Source organism: Streptomyces djakartensis (genome assembly GCF_014651075.1).
In the GTDB taxonomy this organism is placed as follows: domain Bacteria; phylum Actinomycetota; class Actinomycetes; order Streptomycetales; family Streptomycetaceae; genus Streptomyces; species Streptomyces djakartensis.
The window spans coordinates 40,408-62,380 of sequence record NZ_BMWE01000008.1 but is presented as its reverse complement, the minus strand read 5'-3'; the positions used below and the strand labels follow the sequence as shown (position 1 = coordinate 62,380).

Below are 21,973 nucleotides of genomic sequence, written 5' to 3'. Positions count from 1 at the left end.
GAGGTACCGGCAGCCCGCCCATCGACGCCGGACAGTGCATACCGGATGTCCGCGGGCCTGCCCCGGAGAGCTGTAGCTGTTCCAGCCTCTTCCACGTTGCCTCGCCCTGGCAGCAGACAGGCCGCACGGCGGTCCACCACGGACTCCACTGAGCGCAAGCGTTCCGGTGACCACTCGTCCTCGGCCAGAACATCGCCGGGTGCCTGGTGTCGTCTTCCCCAACCGGGCCGGCCGAGTGCGGCCGCGCATGCGCCTCGACGGACATCCATCGGACACCATCAGCGACTCAAGTTCGGGAGAAATCCATGTCCGTGAACCTGCTTCCAGGCCTGGTTCTGCCCCCCATCCCGACGCAGCCGACGGTCCTCGCCGTCGTGCCGGCCTCGGGGCCCACCACGGGAGGCAACCTCGTCCTGCTCCTCGGCTTCAACCTCAGCGGGGCGACGTCCGTCACCTTCGGCGGAACGCCGGCCACGATCGTCGCGCAGGACCCGTCCGGCCTCCTGCTCGTCGTCCTGGCACCGGCGCACGCGGCGGGCAGCGTCCCCGTGGTCGTCACCACCCCCGCGGGGACCAGCGCTCCGGTGACCTACACCTACGTCGCACCTCCGGTGCCCCCGCCGCCCACGGCCATCGCCATCGTCCCGCAGACCGGACCGACCACCGGCGGTACGCCGTTCACGATCGTCGGCACCAACCTCACCGGCGCCTCGGTCACCTTCAACGGTGTCCCGGCCACCAACGTCAACGTGATCGGCGGAGTCCTGGTGACCGGTCTGACTCCTGCGGGCGTCGCCGGCAACGCCACCGTCCAGGTGACCACCCCGGCGGGCACCGCGACCGTCCCCGGCGGCTTCACCTACGTCGCGGCGACCCCGCCGACCGTGACGGCCATCACCCCGGCGACCGGGCCGATCGCGGGCGGGACGCCGTTCGTGATCACCGGCACCAACCTGACCGGCGCCTCCGTCACCTTCGGCGGCAACCCGGCGACCAACGTCATCGTCACCGCGGGCGGCACCCTGCTCATCGGACTGACTCCTCCGGGAGCCGCCGGCAACGCCACCGTCCAGGTGACCACCCCGGGCGGCACCGCGACCGTCCCCGGCGGGTTCACGTACCAGTGAGTGTCCTGCACCAGCCGGGCTGAGACCAGCCCGGACGAGCATCACCGCGTGCGGAGTTGTTGTCCCGTGGGGGCACGGCTCCGCACGCGGCGCATGTGCGACCACGACTGGCGTCTTGGTCTCAGCGGCACGCCGGGCGTACGGCATGTCGCTGAGACTGGGCGGACACTTACCGCTCGCGGGTTCAGCCGACCCGCTGCATCGCCCTCCGGTGCCGTTCCGCCATCGCGGCCCCGGACTCGCGGCGGGCCATCCTGCGCAGGACCGGCGGTGCGAGGAGCAGACCGGCGACCGTCCAGGCGCCCAGGGCGCCCGCCGTCTCCAGGAGCCGCCAGGAGTCGCCGATCTCGGCGACGACCGCGTCGGCCGGCAGCAGCGCGGACCGGAGAGCGAGGCCGACCCAGTACACGGGGAAGACCTGCCCGACGGTCTGCAGCCACTCGGGCATTTCGGATATCGGGAAGTAGATGCCGGAGATCGCGAACAGTCCCATCATGGGGAGCATCAGGAACGCGGCGGTGCGCGGACTGCTGGCGAGTGAGCCGATGACGGCGCCTATCGGCAGGGTCGCCAGAAGACCCAGCGGGATCGCCCACACCAGGGTCAGCAACGCTCCGCCGCCCTGCCGGGCCACCCCGTCCACCAGGAACACGCCGACGGCGAAGGGGAACACCATGGAGAACACGGCCGTGCCCGACACCATGATGATCTTGCCGACGAGGTGACCGACCATGCCGTGCGGCACGGCCTTCGCCCGCAGCAGTGTGCCGTCCTCGCGTTCGGTCGCGAGGAGCTGTGCCGTGGTCCCGATACCGGTGAACGCGAGCGTCATGCCCAGCATGCTCGGCAGCATGAACGCGCCCTCGGAGATGCCGGCGCCCTTCAGCGGATCGTCCTTGTTCAGGAACAACGGCACCATGAGCAGGACCGTCCACAGCACGTAGCCGAACACGTCCTGGCCGGTGGTGAAGGTCTGCCGCAGTTCCGTCCAGCCGCGCCGGACTCCCGCTCTCGCCGCGTACCACACGGGGCTCATCGCGCTCCCTCCCCGAGGGCGTGCGCCGCCCGCTCACCGGAGGCGTCGCCCGCCTCGAGTTCCCGCACCATCGTCAGGTAGGTGTCCTCCAGGCTCGCCCGGCGCACCTCAAGTCCGCCGATCGCCTCGCCGTGCTCCTCGAACAGCCGGCGGACGAACCGGGTGGGCTGCGCCGTCGCCTCCTCGAAGGGCCGCCCGTCCAGCGTCCAGCGCACGGTGACTTCCGCCGACGCCCGCCGGGACAGTTCCGCGGCCGGGCCGTCGGCGACGATGCGGCCACCGGCCAGGATGAGGATCCGGTCGGCGAGCTTCTCCGCCTCGACGAGGTCGTGCGTGGTCATCAGGACCGTGGTGTTCTCGTCCGCGAGAGAGCGCACCAGGCCGTGGAACTCGTTCCTGGCCTCCGGGTCCAGACCGGCCGTCGGCTCGTCCAGGAACAGCAGCTCGGGCCGGCCCACGATGCCGATGGCCACGTCGAGACGCCTGCGCTGCCCGCCGGACAGCGTCCCGATCCGCTTCTCCGCCTGCTCGGTCAGCCCCACCGCGGCCAGGAGTTCGTCGGCGTCCCACGGGCGCTGTATGAGGGTGGTGGAGTACGGCGCGTAGTACGAGCCGAGATGGGCCAGCAGTTCCCGCACCCGCCACTTGCCGTGGTCGCGCCAGGACTGCAGCACGATGCCGAGGCGAGCCCGCCACCGTTCGTCCCCGCCGGCCGGATCCGTGCCGAGGACGGTCACGTCACCGCCCGAGCGCATCCGGAAGCCCTCCAGGACCTCGATGGTGGTCGTCTTGCCGGCGCCGTTCGGTCCGAGCAGCACGACGACTTCGCCGCGCCGGGCCGTGAAGCCGACCCCCTTCAGCACGTCCTGGCTGCGGTAGCGCATCCGCAGATCGCGTACGTCGATGACCGTGTCGCTCCCCGGCGGTGGGCTGCTCCCGGCCTCCCCGGCCTCCCCGGCCTCCCCGGCCTTGGCTAAGGCATGAGTGTTGGTCATCGGCGTTCCCCCGTACGACTCGTGTGGTGTCCTTGTGGGATCAGGGGGCCGCAGGCCGTGTCAACGCCGGTGGTCAGGGACGTTTTCCACGGTGGTGCCGCTGCTGTGGCCGCCTGTCGGCAGCCGTTCGGGCCCCCTTGGCGAACAGATTACCGAAGGGCTCCGACATCAGGGTTCAGCCGGCCCGCGCGCTCTGCGTGTCCTCAACAAGCCTTGTTCGTTGGGCCGTTCGGGTCATGGCCGGTCCAGGTCCACCGGGGGGAGACAGGCATGGAGGTCGCGGATGTGCATCACGCCTACCGCCGGCGCGTGGTCTTGCGGGGCGTCGATCTGCGGCTTCGGCCCGGCACGCTGTGCGGGATCGTCGGGGAGAACGGGGCCGGCAAGTCCACGCTGCTGAAGGTCATGTCCGGCGAGCTGCGGCCCGCGCGCGGCACGGTCCGTCACAGCGGCCGGTTCGGCTACTGCTCGCAGCGTGTGGTCCTCAACGACTCCCTGACGGTCCGGCAGCACCTGATGTTCTTCCGGACGGCCTACCGCCTGGCCGATGTGCGGTACGCCGAGGAGATCATGGAGGTGCTGGGCTTCACCGGATACGCCGACGAGCGGGCCGGGGCGCTCAGCGGCGGCACCCGGCAGAAGCTGAACGTGACGCTGGCGCTCATGCACGATCCGCAGGTGCTGCTGCTGGACGAGCCGTATCAGGGGTTCGACTGGGACACCTACCAGCGGTTCTGGGACCTGGCCGGGCGGCTGCGGGACGCGGGGCGTTCGGTCCTGGTCGTCTCCCACCTGGCGTACGACACCGAACGCCTCGACGAACTGTGGCGCCTGGACGGCGGGTTGCTCCGCCCGGACGAGGCGGGGGCCGCCGCGTGAGGTTCCACCTGAGCCGCTTCGCCGTCGCCACCCGGTTCACGCTCGTCGAGCACGGCCGCAACCGGTTCGCCATGGTTCTGGTGGCCGTGTTCGTCCCGGTGTGGACGACCCTGGCGTACCTGGCGATGCCCGACACCCCGGCGCGGATGCGTCTGCGTGCCACCGGGGAGACGCTGGCGCCGCCCGGCAACGAGCTGACCGAGATCAGCGGCGCGCTCAACGCCGTCACGCTGATCACCGGTTTCATGATGTTCGCCGCCACGTTCTCCGGCAGCGGATTCGACCGCAGGCTGGCCATGGCCGGCTACCCCCGCGCCCACCTGGTCCTGGCCAAGGTCACCGCCCTGGCTCTGGTCTCGGCGGCGGTCGCCGCCTACGCCACCGCGGTCACCTGCCTGGCCTGGACACCCCGCCGGCCTCTCCTGCTCGCCGCCGCGCTGTTCTGCGCCGGACTCACCTACGGCGCGCTCGGTGTCGGCTTCGGATCCCTGCTGCGCCGGGAAGTCGAGGGCATGTTCGCCATCGTGATGACCAGCATCATCGACCTGGCGCTGCAGAACCCGATCAGCAGTTCCGGGGCCGACAACCCGGTCATGCGCCACCTGCCCTCCTACGGGGCGATGCAGGCCAGTACAGCGGCCGGATTCTCCAGCACCCCGGTACCCGGCCACCTGGCCATCCAGCTCGGCTGGTTCGCGGCGGCCTCCCTGATCGCGCTGGTGGGCTTCCGCCGCAGCACCCGCAACTCCCTGCCGCCGCCCGCCGCCCGGACGCCGGGCCCCGGGCGGGAGAGCGGCACGTCCGGCCTTCCCGCGCCGCGCCGGGCCGCCACGCCCTCACCAGCGCTGTCCGAGACGGAAGCACACTGATCCGCCAAGTCGCCGCGGAACAAGGTCGGTTCAATGGTGTCGCGTCCAACGCGGCGGCCGGGGAAAATGATCGGCATGGCCACCTCCCCCAACTCTCGCGGCGCGCTGTCCCTCGCCGCCACCGTGCTCACCGCCACCATCGCCCTCTACATGGCGCTGGTCGCCTTAGGGAACATCACCGACTTCGGCACCAACCAGCAGTTCGTCCGGCACGTGCTGGCCATGGACACCACGTTCAAGGACGAGGACCTGATGTGGCGGGCCATAACGAGCACGGGGCTTCAGGACACCGCCTACGTTCTGATCATCGCCTGGGAGACCGTCGCGGCTCTGGTCCTCGGCTACGGAAGCTGGCTGTGGGCGCGGCGGGACCAGGCGCGCGCCCGGCAGTTCTCCACCTACGGGCTGCTGATGGTGATGCTGCTGTTCGGCGCCGGGTTCATCGCGATAGGCGGTGAGTGGTTCTCGATGTGGCAGTCGAAGAACTGGAACGGGCTGGACGCCGCGACCCGGGTCTTCCTGTTCAGCGGTGTCGTGCTGATCGTCAACCAGTTGTCGGCCCCGCGTGCGGAGTCGTCCGCCACTACCTGACCACGGTCACGGTCGTACCGACCGTGCCGAACGCCCACAGCGCCGTGCCGTCCGCCTTCTTCATCCGGACCCCGCCCGTCCTGGCGCCGGAGTCGGCGGGCGGCGGCGAGGCGCCGTCGACCGCGTTGGAGAAGGCGACGGAGACGCCGGACTTCGCGGCGAAATAGATGATGTGCTCGATCCGCACGCCGTCCGAGCCGGTCGTGCTCTCGTTGCGGGACGACACCGTGTAGGTGCCGGGGTCGGGGCTGACCGTGCCCGGCCACACCGTGAACGTGCGGCGCGTGGCCTCGCTCGCGTCGACCAGCCACACCCGCTTCTCGCCGAGGGAGTAGACGACGCGCCGGCCGGTGCCGGAACCGTCGGGCACCTTGGCCGGGGTGGACGCGGCGGGGGCGGGGTGCCTGCCCGCCGGGGCCGTGCTCCTCGGCTTGGCCGAGGTGGCGGTGGGGTGCGGGCCCTTGTCGGCCTGCACGGCCAGGACCGTCACCGCGGCTATCGCTCCCACGGTCAGCCCGGTCACCCAGGCCCAGGAGGGAAGTCGGGCAGGCACGGGCACGCATCTCCTCAGTCACGGGGCCCCGCAACACACCGGGGCTCGGATCATCGTACTGCGCGCACGCTGTTCCCCAGGCGGTTCAGGTGCCGTCGGCGGCGGCCTTGCGGACCGGGACCGGGCCGGTCCCGGCGCCGCGGACGGTGTGGTGCGGGGAGCGGACGGGGGCCGGGTAGGAGAGGTGCACGAGGCGGGTCTGCTCCTGCCGCATGTGCGTGAGCGACTCCAGGATGTAGCCCACCAGCAGGACCAGCGCGGCGATCGTCATGATCGCGGCGGCGAGGATCGCCGTGGGCACCCGGGGCACGGTGCCGGTGCGGACGAAGTCGGCGATGACGGGGATGCCCAGGAGGACCGAGACGAGGGCCAGGACTCCGGCGACCGCGGTGTGGACGAGGGAGGGGCGTTCGCGTCTGGCCAGGTCGAGGATGACCCGCAGGATGCGCCAGCCGTCCCGGTAGGTGCGCAGTTTGCTCTCGCCGCCGGCCGGGCGGACCCGGTAGTCCACCGGCAGCTCCGCCGTCGGGAGGCGGAGGTGGAGGGCGTGGATGGTCATCTCGGTCTCGGTCTCGAACTCGCGGGCCAGGGCCGGGAAGGACTTCACGAAGCGCCGGGAGAAGACGCGGTAACCGCTCAGCATGTCGGTCACGTCGTTGCCGAACAGGGAGCGCACCGCCCCGGTGAGGAGTCTGTTGCCTGCCGCGTGCCCGGTCCGGTAGGCCCCGTCGTGCGTGACCCGGCGGGCGCCCACGACCTGGTCGTACGGCCCCTCGAAGAGCAGGTCGACCAGGTCACGGGCCCGGGAGGCGTCGTAGGTGTCGTCACCGTCGATGATGAGCAGGGCGTCGGCGTCGACGTCGGCGAAGGCGCGGCGGATGACGTTGCCCTTGCCCTTGCGGGGCTCCTGCCGGACGATCGCGCCCGCCTCCCGGGCGACGTCCACCGTGCGGTCGGTGGAGGCGTTGTCGTAGACGTAGACGACCGCCTCGGGCAGTGCCGCCCGCAGGTCGCGCACCACCTTGCCGACGGCCGCCTCCTCGTTGTGACACGGCACGACGCACGCGATCGTCGGGTCCACGGCCGCTCCTTACTCGGACCAATGACGCAGCAAATTACCCATTCGGTAGTAAATGATGCGATATCAGCGTGGCTGAGCGGTGAGGACGCGCCGGGTCGTTACGCTCCCCGTGTGCCGGTCCTCGCATCTGTGACGCTGCGTACGCGTGACGCCATCAAGGGCATCTGGCGCGAGGCCGCCAAGTTCGGAGCCGTCGGCGCCCTGGCCTTCGTGGTGGACAACGGCGGCTACAACCTGCTCGTCTTCGGACTGCCCGGGGGCGCGCGGGGCGGGCCGATGAGCACGTCGCCCGTTCAGGCGTCCGTCCTCGCGACGGCCGCCGCCGCGCTCTTCAGCTGGGCCGGGAACCGCTACTGGACCTACCGGCACCGGCACCGCGAGAAGGTGGCCCACGAACTCGTCCTGTTCCTGGTGGCGAACGGGGTCGGGCTCGCCATCACTGCGGGCACGATCTTCGCCTCCCGGCATCTGCTCGGGCTCGACTCCCCGCTCAGCGACAACACCGCCCGCGTCCTGGGCTGGGTGCTGGCGACCCTGTTCCGCTTCTACGCCTACCGGCGCTATGTCTTCGTCGCCCCCTGAGCCGTCGGCATCCTGAGCCGTTAGCATCCGGCATATGGGACAAACGGGATGGGTGTCGCGGGTGCGGCGCTGGGTCTGGGCACTGGCCGTCGTCGCCGCGGTCTGCTGCCTGGGCACGGTCCTCGTCTTCGCCCCCGGCTACCTGAGTCCCGACAGCCTCGACCAGCTGCGGCAGGCCAGAGGAACGACGCCCCTGACCGACTGGCACCCGCCGGTGCTGAGCCTGGTGTGGCGTGCGCTCATCGCCGTGACCGGGTCGTTCGCGTCCATGGCCGTCCTGCAGTCCCTGGTCCTCTGGGGCGCGCTGTGGGTGCTGGCCTGGTGCGTGTGGGAGCTGACGGCGAGCCGTGCCGGTTCGCTGGCCGTGCTCGGGCTGGGGTTGCTGCCGTGGGTGCTGACGTTCGCCGGGGTGGTGTGGAAGGACGTCCACGCGGCGTTCGCGCTGCTCGCCGCGGTCGCGGTCGCGTTCGTCGGGCTGCGGCTGCGGGGCGGTCGTCCGCGTCCCGCGGTGCGGTGGGGCCTGCTCTGGCTGGGTGTGCTGTTCCTCGCGTACGCCGTGCTGGTGCGCAAGAACGCCTTCCTCGCCGCGATCCCCGTCTTCGTCCTGCTGGTCCTGGCGCTGTGGCTCGGCCCCGGACGCCGTACGTGGGTGCGGTGCACGGCGGCACTGGCGGCCGCCGTACTCGTACCGGCCGCCGCCATCTCCCTCTTCGCGCGGCCCCTGCAGACGCACCAGGAGGCGCAGATCGCGCTCGACGACCTGGTCCATGTGCTGACGGTGGACGAGCTCAGGTCGGCGGACGTGCCCACCGGCCTCAGGGACCGGCTGGTCGCCGCCGCGCGGGAGTGCGACCGGGCCGGGGCCCTGTCGGACGCCTACTGGGCCTGCTACGAACGCCCGGCGGACGGGCTGCGCGGTGACTCGGACGATCTGACGTCCCTGTGGCTGCGGGAGATGGGCGGGCATGTGCCGCGGTACGTCCAGTACCGGCTGGTGCTCTTCGCGAGCCTGCTGTTCGAGACCGGCTACCAGTACAAGGCGGGGATCACCCGCAACGACCTGGGCATCACCGTGGCGCATCCCCGGCTCGAGGACATGCTCGGCACGTACGTCGAGGGCATGGCCGAGGATGTGCCGTGGCTGTTCCGCGGGTGGTTCTGGCTGGCCGTCGCGCTGCTGCTCGCCATCCGTCCCGGGAAGGGGCTGTTCTCGATGCCGGTCCGGGCACTGGGTGTCAGCTCGGCGGCCTACATCCTCGGCTACCTGCCGATCATGCCCGCGACGGACTTCCGCTACGTCTACTGGCCGGCGATCGCCGGCTCCCTCGGCCTGCTCCTGCTGTGGCTGGGCCGGGGGGAGACGCCCCCGCCGCCGACGAGCCCCGGCGCCACGGCCGGCCGTACGGTGCCGGTGCATCGGCCGACGGATGCCGAGGGCCGGTCGCCGGCGTCGTGAGGCCCCGGCCGGCCAGAGCGCGGCTCCCGTGGTGGTTGCGGCCGCGGGAGCGTTGTGGCTGGTCGCGCAGTTCCCCGCGCCCCTGACGGGGCGCACACCTCCGGCCGGTCCGACGCCGACGGGTGAAACGCGGCGGTGGTTGCGTCCGCGGGAGCGTCGTGGCTGGTCGCGCAGTTCCCCGCGCCCCTGACAGGGCGCACGCCCCCGGCCGGTCCGACGCCGACGGGTGAAACGCGGCTCCCGTGACGGTTTCGGCCGCGGGAGCGTCGTGGCTGGTCGCGCAGTTCCCCGCGCCCCTCAAGGGGCACACGCCCCCGGCCGGTCCGACGCCGACGGGTGAAGCGCGGCGGTGGTTGCGTCCGCGGGAGCGTCGTGGCTGGTCGCGCAGTTCCCCGCGCCCCTGACGGGGCGCTCAGTCCAGGACCGGCAGCAGTTCCGGGAGGTGGCCGTCGGAGGCTTCTGCGGTCCGCTGTCGCTCCTGGGGAACCGGCCCGTAGAGGGTGTTGCGTGGCTTGGCCGGGCGGCCTGCCGCCTCCGCCACCGCGATCAGGTCCTTGACCGACTTGTACGAGCCGTACGACGAGCCCGCCATCCGGGAGATGGTCTCCTCCATGAGCGTCCCGCCGACGTCGTTCGCGCCGGAGCGGAGCATCTCGGCGGCACCCTCGGTGCCGAGCTTCACCCAGCTGGTCTGGATGTTGGGGATGTGCGGGTGCAGGAGCAGCCGGGCCATGGCGGTGACCGCGCGGTTGTCCCGCATGGTCGGACCCGGGCGGGCGATCCCCGCCAGGTACACCGGCGCGTTGGTGTGCACGAACGGCAGCGTCACGAACTCGGTGAAGCCGCCGGTGCGCTGCTGGATGCCGGCCAGGGTGCGCAGGTGCCCGAGCCAGTGGCGGGGCTGGTCGACGTGGCCGTACATCATCGTCGAGGAGGACCGGATGCCCAGCTCGTGGGCCGTCGTGACGACCTCGATCCAGTCCGCGGCGGGCAGCTTGCCCTTGGTGAGGATCCAGCGGACCTCGTCGTCGAGGATCTCGGCGGCCGTGCCCGGGATGGTGTCCAGCCCGGCCTCCTTGGCGGCGGTCAGCCACTCGCGGATCGACATGCCCGTGCGGGCCGCGCCGTTGACCACCTCCATCGGCGAGAAGGCGTGCACGTGCATGCCGGGGACACGTTCCTTCACCGCCCGCGCGATGTCGAAGTACGCGGTACCGGGCAGGTCCGGGTGGATGCCGCCCTGCATGCAGACCTCCACCGCGCCCACGTCCCAGGCCTGCTGGGCCCGGTCGGCGACCTGGTCCAGGGAGAGGGTGTAGGCGTCGGCGTCCGTGCGGCGCTGGGCGAAGGCGCAGAAGCGGCAGCCGGTGTAGCAGACGTTGGTGAAGTTGATGTTGCGGGTGACGATGTAGGTGACGTCGTCGCCGACGGCCGACTTCCGCACGTCGTCGGCGACCCGGGCGAGGGCGTCCAGCGCCGGGCCGTCCGAGTGCAGCAGGGCCAGCGCCTCCTCGTCGGTGAGCCTCGTCGGGTCGTCGGCGGCCGTGCGCAGGGCCTCGCGTACGTCGGTGTCGATGCGCTGCGGTGCCATGCCGGGGGCGGCGGCCTCGCGCAGGGCGCCCCAGTCGCCGTACACCTCGTCGAAGTCGTCCCGGCGGTCGGACGTACGCCCCTCGGTGTCGATGGAGCTGTGCAGGTCGGTGCGGCCGGACGCGGTGAAGACCTCCTCCGGCTCCTGCCACGGCAGGCCCCGCGGGAGGGCGTCGGGGCGGGCCAGGCCGGTCTCCGGGTCAGCGAGGGCCGCCACGTGCGGGCGCAGCCGCGGGTCCAGCCAGGGCTCGCCGCGCTTGACGAACTCCGGGTACACGCAGAGCCGTTCACGCAGCTCGAACCCGGCCCCCCGGGACTTCTCGGCGAGCTGCTCGATCTGCGGCCAGGGCCGCTCCGGGTTGACGTGGTCGATGGTGAGCGGCGAGACGCCGCCCCAGTCGTCGATGCCGGCCCGGATCAGCCGCTCGTACTCGTCGTCGACGAGGTTGGGCGGGGCCTGGATGTTGCCGCTCGGGCCCATGAGGAGACGGGCGACGGCCACCGTGGCGACCAGTTCGTCGAGTTCCGCGTCGGGCATGCCGCGCATCGCGGTGTCCGGCTTGGCGCGGAAGTTCTGGATGATCAGTTCCTGGACGCCGTGGTAGGCGCGGGAGACCTTCCGCAGCGCGAACAGGGACTCGGCGCGCTCCTCGTAGGTCTCGCCGATCCCTATCAGGACACCCGAGGTGAAGGGGACGGAGGAGCGGCCCGCGTCCTCCAGGACGCGCAGGCGGACCGCGGGCTCCTTGTCGGGGGAGCCGTGGTGGGGGCCGCCCGGCTCGGACCACAGGCGGGTCGCGGTCGTCTCCAGCATCATGCCCATGCTGGGCGCCACCGGCTTCAGGCGCTGGAAGTCGGTCCAGGACATGACGCCCGGGTTCAGGTGGGGCAGCAGGCCCGTCTCCTCCAGGATGCGGATGGAGATGGCGCGGACGTAGGCGAGGGTGTCGTCGTAGCCGTGCGCGTCGAGCCACTCGCGCGCCTCCGGCCAGCGGTCCTCCGGCTTGTCGCCGAGGGTGATGAGGGCTTCCTTGCAGCCGAGGGCGGCGCCCTTGCGGGCGATGTCGAGGACCTCGTCCGGGGACATGAACATCCCGTGGCCCTCCCGGCGCAGCTTGCCGGGGACGGTGACGAAGGTGCAGTAGTGGCACTTGTCCCGGCACAGCCGCGTCAGGGGGATGAAGACGCTCTTCGAGTACGTGATGACTCCGGGCCGGCCGGCCGCCTCGAGCCCCGCGTCGCGCACCCGGGCGGCCGAGGCCGACAGGTCCTCCAGATGCTCCCCCCTGGCCTGCAGCAGGACCGCCGCCTCGGCGATGTCGAGCGAGACGCCATCCCTGGCCCGTTTCAGGGCGCGACGCATGGAGTTCTCGGTGGGGCCGGTTCCGGAGGTCGCGGAAGTCGTCATCCTTCGAGCATACGAGTGCGCTGATCAGCGCGGGTGGTCCCGGTCAGTGGAAGGCCAGCCACCCTATGCCCAGGGCACAGGTGAGGCCGGAGGCGGCCATCGCGGCCGGCCTGTTGCGGTTGTCCAGGGTGAACCAGACCAGCGCTGCGGTCACGAGCACGGCGAGTGTGCCGATCGCGGCGGGCAACAGCCCCTGGCTGTAGCCGTATTCCGTGAAATGCCGGTAAAGCCAGGACAGCCAGGCGAATCTCATGACGCTCCCCCGTGGGCGGCTCGGTACCGGGTGGCGGGTCACGTCCTTCGGGCGCGGTGGTCAGCCGCGCGGTGCCCCCGGATGGTTCTTGACCCGCACTTTAGTAGTGACAGCCAACTGCTCTGCCCGGCCCCGCAGTTGCCGGCCGTCAGAGATACCCCGCGAGTCCGTCCAGCGCCTTGAGCACCTCCGCCTCCCCCGCCGGCGGCAGCTGCGCCACGACCTCGTCGATGCCGAGGTCGGCGTAGTGGGCCAGCTTGCCGGGGGACGGGTGGACGGCGTACGGCACGACCTGGAGGGCCTTCGGGTCGCGGCCCGCTTCCGCCCAGGCGGCCCGCAGCAGGGGCAGGGACTCGGAGAGGCCGCGCCCGCCGATGGGCAGCCAGCCGTCGGCGTATTCACAGATGTGCGTGAACAGCTTGGGCCCGGCACCCCCGCCGACGAGTGTGCGCGGGCCGATGACCGGCCCGCGCGGCTTCCGCACGGGCTTGGGATGTGCCTGACTGGCCCGGACGCTGCTGAACTCCCCCTCGTACGCGACCGGCCCCTCCGACCACAGGGCCCGCATCAGGCCCATCCGGTCCCTGACCAGCTCGCGCCGGGTGCGCCACTGAACGCCGTGGTCGGCGGCCTCCTCGACGTTCCAGCCGAAGCCGAGCCCGAGCGTGAACCGGCCACCGGAGAGGTGGTCCAGGGTCGCGACCTGCTTGGCCAGGTCGATCGGGTCGTGCTGGGCGACCAGCGTGATGCCGGTACCGAGCCCGAGCCGCTCGGTGACGGCGGCGGCCTGGCCGAGCGCCACGAACGGGTCCAGGGTCCGGCCGTACTCGCGCGGCAGCTCGCCGCCGGCCGGGTACGGGGTGGTCCGCTCGACCGGGATGTGCGTGTGCTCGGGCAGGAACAGCCCGGCGAACCCGCGGTCCTCCAGCTCACGTGCGAGCCGGGTCGGGGTGATCGTCTCGTCGGTGAGGAAGATCGTCACGGCGATGCGCATGGAGTATCCCTACCCAGGGAAGGGCCGACTGTCCATACCGGCCGGTCGGCATCGCACAGGGGGTCGTGTCGGCGAAAACCGCCGGTCCCCTTCCCGTGCGCCGAAGTTCACGGCTCAATACCAGAGTTGTACGCACCACCCCGCCCCACCCGTGCCACGTCACCGACGACACCCTGGGAGCAGCCGCATGTGCGAGGACAACCACGGCGGGCCCGGCCGGCGCGCCCTGTTCGTGACCGGAGCCGCCGCCGCGCTTACGCTGGGAGGCGTGACCTTCGCGTCAGCGGCCGGCGGAGGCCGGGACGATGCGGGCCAGGAGAGCAGAACGGTGCGCGGCACCCTGCCGCCCGGCTCTCCCGACTTCGTGTACGTGCCCGTCGAGGTCCCGGCCGGTGTCCGGGAGATCAAGGTCGCCTACGCCTACGACCGGCCGTCCGTCCCGCCCGGCACCACCGGCAACGCCCTCGACATCGGCGTCTTCGACGACCGCGGCACCGAACTCGGCGGCCGGGGCTTCCGGGGCTGGTCGGGCGGGGCGCGCACCGAGTTCTTCATCCGCGCCGACGACGCGACGCCCGGATACATCCCGGGCCCGGTGCGCCCGGGCACGTGGCACATCGCGCTCGGCCCGTACACGGTCGCCCCGCAGGGGATGTCGTACGAGATCACCGTCACGCTGACGTACGGGGAGCCGGGCGAGACCGCCCGGCCGGTGTACCCGCCGGAGCGGGCGAGGGGGCGGGGACGGGCCTGGTACCGGGGGGACTGCCACCTGCACTCCTGGTACTCCGACGGCCGTCGCACCCCCGCCGAGATCGGGGCGCTGGCGCGGGCGGCGGGACTGGACTTCATCAACTCCTCCGAGCACAACACGCACGCGGCGCACGCCCACTGGGCGGACGTGGCGGGCGACGACCTGCTGGTGATGCTGGGTGAGGAGATCACGACCCGGAACGGCCACGTGCTGGCGCTCGGTACCGACCCGGGCACCTTCGTCGACTGGCGCTACCGGGCCCGCGACAACCGCTTCGGCCGCTTCGCCCGCCGGATCCGCCACGCCGGCGGCCTGGTCGTCCCCGCCCACCCGCACGCCACGTGCGTCGGCTGCAACTGGAAGTTCGGCTTCGGCGAGGCCGACGCGGTGGAGGTGTGGAACGGCCCGTACACGCCCGACGACGAGGTGGCCCTGGCCGACTGGGACAGCATGCTGGTGGCGTCCGTGCGCGATGGGCGGGACGGGCGCGACTGGCTCCCGGCGATGGGCAGCAGCGACGCCCACCGCGACCCGGACACCGTCGGCAGCCCCCAGACGGTCGTCCTGGCCGACGACCTGACCCGCCGGGCCGTCCAGGAGGGCCTGAGGGCCGGACGGTCGTACGTCGCCGAGTCCGCCAGGGTCGGGCTGTCGTTCCGGGCGTCCGGCGGGCGCGGTGAACACGCGGGTATCGGCGGGCGGTTGAGGGTGGCGCGCGACACGCCGGTCACCGTCCGCCTGGAGGTCACGGGCGCACCGCGCTGCACGGTCCGCTTCGTCACCGACCAGGGTGTGCTGCACACCAGCGCCCCCCTGCCGGTCTCGGGCTCGGGCGTCGTCGAGTGGCGGACGACAGCGTCGTACGCGGCGTACGTGCGGGCCGAGTTGCGGCACGAGGCGGCGGCGGGGCCGCTGCCGGGTGCGCTGGCTGCGTTCACGAACCCGGTCTTTCTCGGAGGTCAGTGAGATCGGGTGCGGGAACCCCGGCGCCCCTTACGGGGTATGCGGCGGAGTCAGTCCACCACCTGTGGATCACGGACGTACTGGCAGGAATCCGCTGGGTTGCTCTCGCTCACCTAGGTGAACGCCTGGCGTCCACGGGCGGCCGCGCCGAGGACCACGTCCGCGCCGCCCGCGCCACCGGCCTGCGGAGCCTCCCCTGCACGACGCCACGCAGAACCAGATCTGGCCGGAGGTCGTCCAGGTCACAGTCGACCTGCCGGCCTGGATGCCGATGCTCGCCCTGGCCGGCACCGCCCGGCTCTGGGTAACCCCGCGGCCTGCGACTGCGTGTGCTCTCCACTGCGGCCCAGCTCATCATCACCGGAGCCACCGCATCCTCCGGCTCGCCCGCCACTGGCCCTGCCGCATCCGGCCAGGACTTCCGAAATGGACTGCCCCTACCTCTCCCTCTGCCGTCGGGTCAAGCGGGATCCGAAGCCACGGCTATTGTTCGGCCAAAGCGTTCGGTCACATCTGCTGGTTCTTGTGCGAACGTGATCGACTATGTGAAGATCTTGAGCGCGCACCGGGGGGAGGGCGTGTCGACCGCACGCACGTGCCACCCCCTCGGGGCATTCCATCGACTCGAGGGGGACTCAGGTTTGTTCGGCCGGACCGGCAGTTGCCGCACTCGCAGCGTCCCCGAGAAACGACTCTGAGAACGCGTTCCGCGGACTCTTCTTTGCCTGGGGCCAGGTGGGCAAGGAACTTTCCAGGTCGGAGGACGCGATATTGACCGCTGACCCGCTTCATGGCCCTGATCAGGACTCAAGAACGCGACTGATGCGCTCAGGGAATGCCGCCAAGCGCCCTCCTGGCCCGTCAACGGCTTCATGGGCTGCCCCATTCGGCGCGACAACTGAGCGACCAGCACCTGCCGTCTGTGCAAGAGAAAGGGAGAACCTGACTGATGAGCAAGCGAACCCGTATCGCCGCGGCGGCTACCATCAGCGCTCTGATTACCGTATCCACCTCAGCCACGGCTACGGCCGCACAGGATGACGCCTTCGCACGGACGGCCACGGCAGCCGACGCAGCCGCGGAAGGCGATCGAGGTGCCGAGAGAGCCATGTCCGAGTGGTCAGTAGCGCACGGAACCGCAAAGGCCTCTGGCCTGATTCGCCCTGCTGACGGTAAGAGCGCGATTTCCGGGGAGCTTCGAAATTCCGGCCCAGGATGCTACTCGCTGACGATCCAGTTCACGCTCGGCTCCTTCCCCGGGCCCATCACGAAGGTAGCGACAATCTGCGGCTCCGAAACAGTGCCGGTCTATCGCGAATACGCCGGCAGACCTCTCATCAAGGTCTGTCGCGACACTGCCGCGGCCTTCACCGACTGCGGCCCCGCCCAGCAGCTTCCGGAAGGCTCGAACGCGCCACAGGGATACGTCTACGAAGCCGCATGGTTGGCCACACCGGACTACTGCAGGTCTGAAGGAGAAAAGGGCATTGCGGAAGGCCGCTGGACCGCCTACGTGTGCCGCCAGGAATACCGAGGCGCGGACGTACCCCTCCTCCACCAGGTGCTGTACGTGAAGAAATGACCTGAGAAGCCGCATCTCAACCGATCTTGAGGCCTGCAAGTCACCCCGACTGAAGAGAAGGAACCTGCCATGACTCGTGCGATACAGAAAGCAGTGCCCGGCATAGTGCTTGCCGCCATGCTCGCCCTGGGCGCCCCGGGGGCATACGCCGCATCGGGCGGCGGCACCACTGGCTCAGAGCAGCGGCCAGTGGCCAGCGCCTGGACGCCCCCTGAAGGCTTCGTTCGCGAAGCTTCGTTCTCCGGTATGGACGCCGCCTGCGAAAAGGCGGGCAGAAACGGCATCGCGGACGGCAAGTGGAGCGCATACATCTGCGTACGGGTGTTGCCCTTCTCGCCCTTCGTGGACCTCTACGTCAAGAAGTGATGTCGTGGTCCAAGGTGTTCACGCATACCCCATCGACCGGTTGCACAACGCGCTGAGTCTGTACACGAGGCACTGTTGAGGGCCCTGTCCCCGATGCGCCGGCCGCCGGGGCGAAGGCGGTTCGGTGGAGGCTCCGTCTCTCCGGTGGAGAAACCGGGATGAACCGGGGGTCGTGGGGCGACGGTGGCGGGTTACGGCGTTCCGTTTACCTGTGCCGGTTCCTTATGATCGCTGCGTTTGTCATGGCGGCCGCCGCTCCCTGACCAGGGGCCAGGGCCGCCGGAGTGAGACACGGGGGTAGTGACTTGACGCTAGGTGCAGCGTCCGTACTCGGACTGTCGGAGCTGGAGGAACGCCTCTACCGGCACTTCCTGAGAAATCCCGGAACGACGGCTGATGACGTCCATCTCCTGCTGGAAGTATGCCCTGAGGAAGTCGGGGCGGCGCTGGGACGGCTCACCGCACTGGCCGTTCTGGGAGAAGGCGGGGATGGGGGATATCTGCCTGGGAATCCGGAACTTGTCGTGGACACTCTGGCCGACCTGCGACTGAGACAACTGCATGACGAGATGCGGGCCGTCACCCAGGCCCGGCACCTGGTCGCCTCACTGCGCGCCGAACAGGAACGCGCACCGACCCCGGCGCCGGTCGTCGAGAAGATCGAGAACCTGGACACCATCCGCAGCAGGATCGACGCCCTGGCCTTCTTCGCCCGCGAGGAGATCCTCTCGGCCGAGCCCTACACCGCCCTGACCCCCGAGAACATCCAGCACTCCAGACCCCTGGACCTGCGATGCATCAGACGGGGCGTACGGATCAAGAACGTCGTTCTGAGCAAGACCGTCGAAGACCCTCTGACCTTCGAGTACCTGCGCGAACTCGCCTCGCTCGGTGCCGAGATCCGCGTGGCGGAGGAGATCTCCGCGCACATCCTCGTCTACGACCGCCACACGGCACTGACGCCCATCGACCCGGCCGACAGCTCACGCGGGGCGCTGGTGGCGAACGAGGCCGGACTGGTGGCCAACATGGTGGACCTCTTCGAGAAGATCTGGTCCGACGCCGTGGATCTGATGTCCTTCAGCGCGGAGAACGAGGGGGACCGGCTCCCCGACGAGGAACAGCGGGTCCTGGAGGCCATGTGCCGCGGCACGAAGGACGAGATCGGAGCCCGGGACCTGGGTGTCTCGGTACGCACCTACCGTCGCTACGTGGCCAGCATCCTGCACATCCTCAATGCCGCGAGCCGTCCGCAGGCCGTGCTTCTGGCCCGCGAGCGGGGCTGGATCTGAGCCTGCCGGGGGACTTGCCATGTTGGAAAGTCGAGGTAGACTTTCCAACATGGAAAACATCACGCCCGAAGGACCTGCCGACGCCCGTGCCGCCCTCGACAGCGCCGCCGCCGCCCGTGCCGCGGTCGCGGACCGCGCCGCCGCCCCTTGGTGGTACCACGCGGGGCTCGGCCTGGGTGTCGGCCTCGCCTTCCTCTCGATCGATGTCGGCGGAAGCTTGGTGCCCACAGGGGTTCTCGTCGGTGGAGTGTTACTGCCCGCCACGCTCACCCTGACCGTCGCCCGCTCCCGGGGCGTCTCCGTCAACCGCTCCCTGTCCGCGCCGGGCACCCGCCAGCTCAACGGCCTGTACCTGATCATGCTCATCGTCCTCGGCGGAGTGGGCCTGGCCCTCAAGCTGGCCGCGGACCTGCCGGGCGCCATGTCGGTGGCGGGCCTCGCGGCTCTGGCCTTCACCATCTACGTCAGCAGGCGCAACGACGACGCTCTGCGCCACGACCTCCTGCGCCGGCCATGACCGCGTCCGGCCTCGACGAGGTGATCCATCCGACGCACCGGCTGCAGATCTGCGCGATGCTCGCCGCGGTGGAATCCATGGAGTTCTCAGCGGTCCGCGACGCCCTGGGGGTGAGCGACTCCGTGCTGAGCAAACAGATGAAAGTGCTGCAGACGGCCGGCTACGCCACCGTCAGGAAGGCGCCCATGAACTCCCGGACCCACACCTGGCTCGCCCTCACCGACGCGGGCCGCACCGCTCTCGCCGGACACCTGGCAGAGCTGCGGCGCATCGCGGCACTCGCCGACCCGGCGAAGCAGTAGCCGAACTCCCGCGCGACCCGGTGGTCGCGCGGGAGCGGGGAGACCGTACGACCCCGGCGTGCTCCTCGGCGGCACACCGGGGTCGTACACCGGGGGCGGTGCGGGGCCGCGCGGCACGACCCTCGTCGAAGTGGTACCTCGGCGTCAGCGCCGGGCGAACGCCCCCGCCGGTGCTCCGGGGAGCACCCCCGGCTTCATGAACTCGTCCGGGGCGTCGGCGCCGAGCAGGACCGTGTCCATGGCGGCGGTGGCGAACAGCTCACGGCCCGCCCGGGCCACGGCCTCGCCGGGCACCTCGTGCAGCAGTCGCGGGATGCGCGGCAACCACAGCGGGTCTCGCCCAGCGGCCGTCAGCTGGCGCAGCAGATCGGCCTGGGTGGCCGGGGAGTCGAACGCACCCAGCGCCTGGGCCGCGCAGAACTCCCGGGCGTCCGCCACTTCCGCGTCCCCGAACGGCTCCTCACCCGCCCGGCGCAGTTCCGCCCGCACCCCGGCGAGAGTCTCCCCGGCCAGGTGGGGCGCCACCCGCGCCCGGACGAAGACCCGGGCGGTGTCCAGCAGGACGTCCCGTCCCGCGTACACCTCGAAGCCCGCGCCCATCACGCCACGCATCCGGGCGGCCAGCCGGGAACCGAAGTAGCCGCCGAACACCGCTGTCGCCAGATAGCGTGCCGCCTCGGTCGCCTCGGCATCGTCCGCCGGGGCCGCCGGCTCCGGTGCGCAGAAGGTGAGATGGACTTCGCGCTCGGCGGGCGACCGCAGCATCAGCAGCCGGCCGCCCGCGGCCCGCCGCGGGGCGCCGCCCGTACGGGGGAGCGGGGTGAGGCCGGTGAACTTCGGGCGGGTGAGCGCCTCGCGCGCTTTCGCGAGGGCACGGTCCGGGGCGATGTCCCCGTTGAGGATGAGCACACCGCCCTGCAGGGCCCCCCTCGACGACGCGTTCCCCGGCGTCTCGTCCGCCAGCCAGTGGCGCAGTACCGCGTCGTCCATGAGGCGTCCGGCCGTCGGACGAACGGTACGGCCCGCGCTCGCCGGCGACGGCTCCGACGCCGCCTCCTGCAGGAACTCCCCTTGTGCGCTCAGGAGTTCCGCCAGCACGGCCAGCCAGGCCGGCAGCTCCTGCGGTGGAACGCAGCCCGTGACGTCCATCCACTGCCCGTCCACGGACCCCTCCATGACGCCGCCCAGACCCGCCGCACGATCGCCGGCCCGGGTACGGGCCAGACCGCGGCGCAGCAGGGACTCGGCCGCAGGGGCGTCCCACCCGCCGAGAACGCCCAGCGGCAGCCGCAGCCGTACCTCGACGGCCGGTGCCCGGCGGTCGGCGAGAGCGACCACACGCAGCCCGTTGTCCAGGACCAGATCGTCCGACTGCCATCGGAGGGGTGCCGCGGGCCGCCCGTACGGCGGGATGGCGCGGGCCTCAGCGCGCACCCGGGAGACACGGCCGGAGCCGGCCGCGTCCGCACCGCCGGTTCCGGTGTCGCCGAACGGCGGCTCCGGCCGGGTCCGGGTGCTGCCCGGGCGCATGACCAGGACCGTCGCGGGCGTGGCCGCCAGTTCACGGGCGGCCCTCGCGATCTCGGCCGGCCCGATGGCCGCGAGGTGGTCCGGGATCCGGTCGAGGATGTCGGCCCGTCCGAAGAGGATCTCCAGACGGCCCAAGGCACGGCACCGGGTCTCCAGGTCCCCTTGCCCGCGGTGATGCTCAGCCGTCATCAGCCGTACGGTGCGCCGTACCGCCTCCGCCGGAGGCAGCTCGGCCCAGCCGGCCCAGCGACGGGCGATCGCGGCCGCCACCTCCCTCGGACCGGCGTCCGGCGGCAGCAGCGCGGTGACCACCAGGGCGTCGGGGTCCCTGGCGTCCAGCGGGCCGAAGAAACCGCAGCTCGTCCCGACCGCGGGCAGACCGGGCGCCACCGGTCCCTGCTCGGCGGTGAGCCGGGCCAGCACGGCGTGCGCCAGATAGCCCGGCAGATCCGTTCCCGGGTCGGGCAGCCGGTGTCCCATGGCCAGCGCGGTCGCGGTGACCCCCGGCTCGGTGCACTCCAACCACCGTTCCTCGTCCGGGCGAGGCTCGGCCAGGACGGGCGCGGGTGCCGTGCTGCGAGCGGGTATGCCGGCGAAGTGCCGCTCCACCAGCTGCCGGATCCCCTCGGGGTCGGCGCCGCCGACGACGGTCAGCACGGCGTTGCCGGGAGCGTAGTGGGCGTCGAAGAACTCCTCGCAGTCCGCCACCGTGACGGTGCGCAGCCGCTCGGCGTCGCCGTAACCGTCGTGCGCGTTCGCGAAGGTACCGAACAGCACTCCGGGCAGCAGCGGCCAGGGGAAGCCGCCGTACGGCCTGTCGTGCACGGCCTGCTGGATCTCCAGCTCCACGCCGCGCAGTTGCTCGGCCAGCGCGGTCTCGGTGAACAGCGGAGCCCGCATCCGATCCGCCTCGGCGAACAGCGCCCGCTCCAGGGCCTGGGCCGGAACCACCTGGTAGTAGTCGGTGTAGTCCTGGTGCGTGGTGCCATTGGCCCGGGCACCGAAACGATGCACGTGGTCGTAGAAGCGGCCGTCGGGAAGGCTGGCGCTCCCCCGGAACATCAGGTGCTCGAAGAGGTGGGCGAACCCCTCTCGGCCCGGGGGCTCGGACCGGAACCCGGTGCCGTAGTGCACGGCGACCGCCACCCTCGGCTGCGGGAAGCGGCTGTCCAGCACCACCCGCAGCCCGTTCGGCAGGGTGAACCTGTGCAGCCCGGGTCGCGGACGGTAGGTGCTCATGAGGGTACGTCTCC

At 71.3% G+C, this 21,973-nt stretch carries 20 protein-coding genes and 1 pseudogene; 13 read left to right on the top strand and 8 right to left on the bottom strand.

Going from position 1 to position 21,973, the window contains the following annotated elements:
* Positions 1–305 precede the first annotated feature (305 nt).
* Entirely contained in the window at positions 306–1,127 is an 822-nt protein-coding gene (locus tag IE212_RS15425; RefSeq protein WP_190198404.1) for an IPT/TIG domain-containing protein, read from the top strand.
* 184 nt (positions 1,128–1,311) lie between these two features.
* Here the strand turns inward: IE212_RS15425 and IE212_RS15420 are convergent, their stop codons facing one another.
* Both IE212_RS15420 and IE212_RS15415 read right to left on the bottom strand, forming a co-directional pair.
* The gene (locus tag IE212_RS15420; RefSeq protein ID WP_190198403.1) at positions 1,312–2,163 is read right to left on the bottom strand and encodes an ABC transporter permease; all 852 of its coding nucleotides are present in this window, start codon (positions 2,161–2,163) and stop codon (positions 1,312–1,314) included.
* Positions 2,160–3,158: an ABC transporter ATP-binding protein gene (locus IE212_RS15415; RefSeq protein ID WP_373301391.1), complete on the bottom strand. Its 999-nt coding sequence runs from the start codon at positions 3,156–3,158 to the stop codon at positions 2,160–2,162. The genes IE212_RS15420 and IE212_RS15415 overlap by 4 nt, the downstream gene beginning before the upstream one ends.
* A 270-nt stretch (positions 3,159–3,428) precedes the next feature.
* Here IE212_RS15415 and IE212_RS15410 point away from each other — a divergent pair, with 270 nt between their 5' ends.
* The 3 genes from IE212_RS15410 to IE212_RS15400 all read left to right on the top strand — a co-directional run bounded on the left by IE212_RS15410 (position 3,429) and on the right by IE212_RS15400 (position 5,497).
* Positions 3,429–4,037 carry an ATP-binding cassette domain-containing protein gene (locus tag IE212_RS15410; protein WP_190198402.1) on the top strand — a complete coding sequence of 203 codons (609 nt, stop codon included), beginning with the start codon at positions 3,429–3,431 and terminating at the stop codon, positions 4,035–4,037.
* Positions 4,034–4,906 (top strand): ABC transporter permease, encoded by an 873-nt coding sequence (locus tag IE212_RS15405; protein ID WP_190198401.1) that lies wholly within the window; start codon positions 4,034–4,036, stop codon positions 4,904–4,906. The genes IE212_RS15410 and IE212_RS15405 overlap by 4 nt, the downstream gene beginning before the upstream one ends.
* Before the next feature lie 75 nt (positions 4,907–4,981).
* Complete coding sequence (locus IE212_RS15400) at positions 4,982–5,497, top strand: DUF2165 domain-containing protein (protein WP_190198400.1); 516 nt, start codon at positions 4,982–4,984, stop codon at positions 5,495–5,497.
* On the opposite strand, the gene IE212_RS15395 is transcribed toward IE212_RS15400, so the two are convergent.
* The gene (locus IE212_RS15395; RefSeq protein ID WP_190198399.1) at positions 5,490–6,050 is read right to left on the bottom strand and encodes a hypothetical protein; all 561 of its coding nucleotides are present in this window, start codon (positions 6,048–6,050) and stop codon (positions 5,490–5,492) included. The two genes, IE212_RS15400 and IE212_RS15395, sit on opposite strands and share 8 nt — an antisense overlap.
* Before the next feature lie 85 nt (positions 6,051–6,135).
* Complete coding sequence (locus tag IE212_RS15390) at positions 6,136–7,131, bottom strand: glycosyltransferase family 2 protein (RefSeq protein WP_190198398.1); 996 nt, start codon at positions 7,129–7,131, stop codon at positions 6,136–6,138.
* Between the two features lie 111 nt (positions 7,132–7,242).
* Here IE212_RS15390 and IE212_RS15385 point away from each other — a divergent pair, with 111 nt between their 5' ends.
* Both IE212_RS15385 and IE212_RS15380 read left to right on the top strand, forming a co-directional pair.
* On the top strand, positions 7,243–7,713 hold the full coding sequence (locus IE212_RS15385) for a GtrA family protein (protein ID WP_229864338.1): 471 nt from the start codon (positions 7,243–7,245) through the stop codon (positions 7,711–7,713).
* A gap of 34 nt (positions 7,714–7,747) precedes the next feature.
* Complete coding sequence (locus IE212_RS15380; RefSeq protein WP_190198396.1) at positions 7,748–9,169, top strand: hypothetical protein; 1,422 nt, start codon at positions 7,748–7,750, stop codon at positions 9,167–9,169.
* Between the two features lie 412 nt (positions 9,170–9,581).
* Here the strand turns inward: IE212_RS15380 and IE212_RS15375 are convergent, their stop codons facing one another.
* From IE212_RS15375 to IE212_RS15365, 3 genes are all read right to left on the bottom strand, one after another.
* The gene (locus IE212_RS15375; protein WP_190198395.1) at positions 9,582–12,167 is read right to left on the bottom strand and encodes a bifunctional FO biosynthesis protein CofGH; all 2,586 of its coding nucleotides are present in this window, start codon (positions 12,165–12,167) and stop codon (positions 9,582–9,584) included.
* 43 nt (positions 12,168–12,210) lie between these two features.
* Positions 12,211–12,420 carry a hypothetical protein gene (locus tag IE212_RS15370; protein ID WP_190198394.1) on the bottom strand — a complete coding sequence of 70 codons (210 nt, stop codon included), beginning with the start codon at positions 12,418–12,420 and terminating at the stop codon, positions 12,211–12,213.
* 148 nt (positions 12,421–12,568) lie between these two features.
* Positions 12,569–13,414: an LLM class F420-dependent oxidoreductase gene (locus IE212_RS15365; protein ID WP_190198393.1), complete on the bottom strand. Its 846-nt coding sequence runs from the start codon at positions 13,412–13,414 to the stop codon at positions 12,569–12,571.
* 187 nt (positions 13,415–13,601) lie between these two features.
* Between IE212_RS15365 and IE212_RS15360 the strand changes: the two genes are divergently transcribed.
* From IE212_RS15360 to IE212_RS15335, 7 genes and pseudogenes are all read left to right on the top strand, one after another.
* Positions 13,602–15,134 (top strand): CehA/McbA family metallohydrolase, encoded by a 1,533-nt coding sequence (locus IE212_RS15360; RefSeq protein WP_190198392.1) that lies wholly within the window; start codon positions 13,602–13,604, stop codon positions 15,132–15,134.
* A gap of 140 nt (positions 15,135–15,274) precedes the next feature.
* Positions 15,275–15,531: pseudogene (locus IE212_RS34950) on the top strand (transposase); the annotation flags it as partial.
* A gap of 549 nt (positions 15,532–16,080) precedes the next feature.
* On the top strand, positions 16,081–16,713 hold the full coding sequence (locus IE212_RS15355; RefSeq protein WP_190198391.1) for a hypothetical protein: 633 nt from the start codon (positions 16,081–16,083) through the stop codon (positions 16,711–16,713).
* 69 nt (positions 16,714–16,782) lie between these two features.
* A complete protein-coding gene (locus IE212_RS15350; protein WP_190198390.1) occupies positions 16,783–17,079 on the top strand; it encodes a hypothetical protein in 297 nt (98 codons plus the stop codon).
* Between the two features lie 305 nt (positions 17,080–17,384).
* A complete protein-coding gene (locus IE212_RS15345; protein ID WP_190198389.1) occupies positions 17,385–18,371 on the top strand; it encodes a helix-turn-helix transcriptional regulator in 987 nt (328 codons plus the stop codon).
* A 49-nt stretch (positions 18,372–18,420) separates the two neighbouring features.
* Positions 18,421–18,888 carry a hypothetical protein gene (locus IE212_RS15340; RefSeq protein ID WP_229864336.1) on the top strand — a complete coding sequence of 156 codons (468 nt, stop codon included), beginning with the start codon at positions 18,421–18,423 and terminating at the stop codon, positions 18,886–18,888.
* Positions 18,885–19,190 carry a transcriptional regulator gene (locus tag IE212_RS15335; protein WP_190198387.1) on the top strand — a complete coding sequence of 102 codons (306 nt, stop codon included), beginning with the start codon at positions 18,885–18,887 and terminating at the stop codon, positions 19,188–19,190. Before IE212_RS15340 ends, IE212_RS15335 begins: the two co-directional genes overlap by 4 nt.
* Before the next feature lie 144 nt (positions 19,191–19,334).
* Here the strand turns inward: IE212_RS15335 and IE212_RS15330 are convergent, their stop codons facing one another.
* On the bottom strand, positions 19,335–21,959 hold the full coding sequence (locus IE212_RS15330) for a M16 family metallopeptidase (protein ID WP_190198386.1): 2,625 nt from the start codon (positions 21,957–21,959) through the stop codon (positions 19,335–19,337).
* Between the last annotated feature and the right edge of the window lie 14 nt (positions 21,960–21,973).

Excerpts from the sequence above, each read along its gene's own strand:
- IE212_RS15365 (WP_190198393.1), bottom strand. The coding sequence starts at position 13,414 with ATGCGCATCGCCGTGACGATCTTCCTCACCGACGAGACGATCACCCCG.
- IE212_RS15370 (WP_190198394.1), bottom strand. The coding sequence starts at position 12,420 with ATGAGATTCGCCTGGCTGTCCTGGCTTTACCGGCATTTCACGGAATAC.
- IE212_RS15335 (WP_190198387.1), top strand. The coding sequence starts at position 18,885 with ATGACCGCGTCCGGCCTCGACGAGGTGATCCATCCGACGCACCGGCTG.
- IE212_RS15415 (WP_373301391.1), bottom strand. The coding sequence starts at position 3,158 with ATGACCAACACTCATGCCTTAGCCAAGGCCGGGGAGGCCGGGGAGGCC.
- IE212_RS15360 (WP_190198392.1), top strand. The coding sequence starts at position 13,602 with ATGTGCGAGGACAACCACGGCGGGCCCGGCCGGCGCGCCCTGTTCGTG.
- IE212_RS15350 (WP_190198390.1), top strand. The coding sequence starts at position 16,783 with ATGACTCGTGCGATACAGAAAGCAGTGCCCGGCATAGTGCTTGCCGCC.
- IE212_RS15340 (WP_229864336.1), top strand. The coding sequence starts at position 18,421 with ATGGAAAACATCACGCCCGAAGGACCTGCCGACGCCCGTGCCGCCCTC.
- IE212_RS15425 (WP_190198404.1), top strand. The coding sequence starts at position 306 with ATGTCCGTGAACCTGCTTCCAGGCCTGGTTCTGCCCCCCATCCCGACG.
- IE212_RS15380 (WP_190198396.1), top strand. The coding sequence starts at position 7,748 with ATGGGACAAACGGGATGGGTGTCGCGGGTGCGGCGCTGGGTCTGGGCA.
- IE212_RS15330 (WP_190198386.1), bottom strand. The coding sequence starts at position 21,959 with ATGAGCACCTACCGTCCGCGACCCGGGCTGCACAGGTTCACCCTGCCG.
- IE212_RS15375 (WP_190198395.1), bottom strand. The coding sequence starts at position 12,167 with ATGACGACTTCCGCGACCTCCGGAACCGGCCCCACCGAGAACTCCATG.
- IE212_RS15355 (WP_190198391.1), top strand. The coding sequence starts at position 16,081 with ATGAGCAAGCGAACCCGTATCGCCGCGGCGGCTACCATCAGCGCTCTG.
- IE212_RS15410 (WP_190198402.1), top strand. The coding sequence starts at position 3,429 with ATGGAGGTCGCGGATGTGCATCACGCCTACCGCCGGCGCGTGGTCTTG.
- IE212_RS15420 (WP_190198403.1), bottom strand. The coding sequence starts at position 2,163 with ATGAGCCCCGTGTGGTACGCGGCGAGAGCGGGAGTCCGGCGCGGCTGG.
- IE212_RS15400 (WP_190198400.1), top strand. The coding sequence starts at position 4,982 with ATGGCCACCTCCCCCAACTCTCGCGGCGCGCTGTCCCTCGCCGCCACC.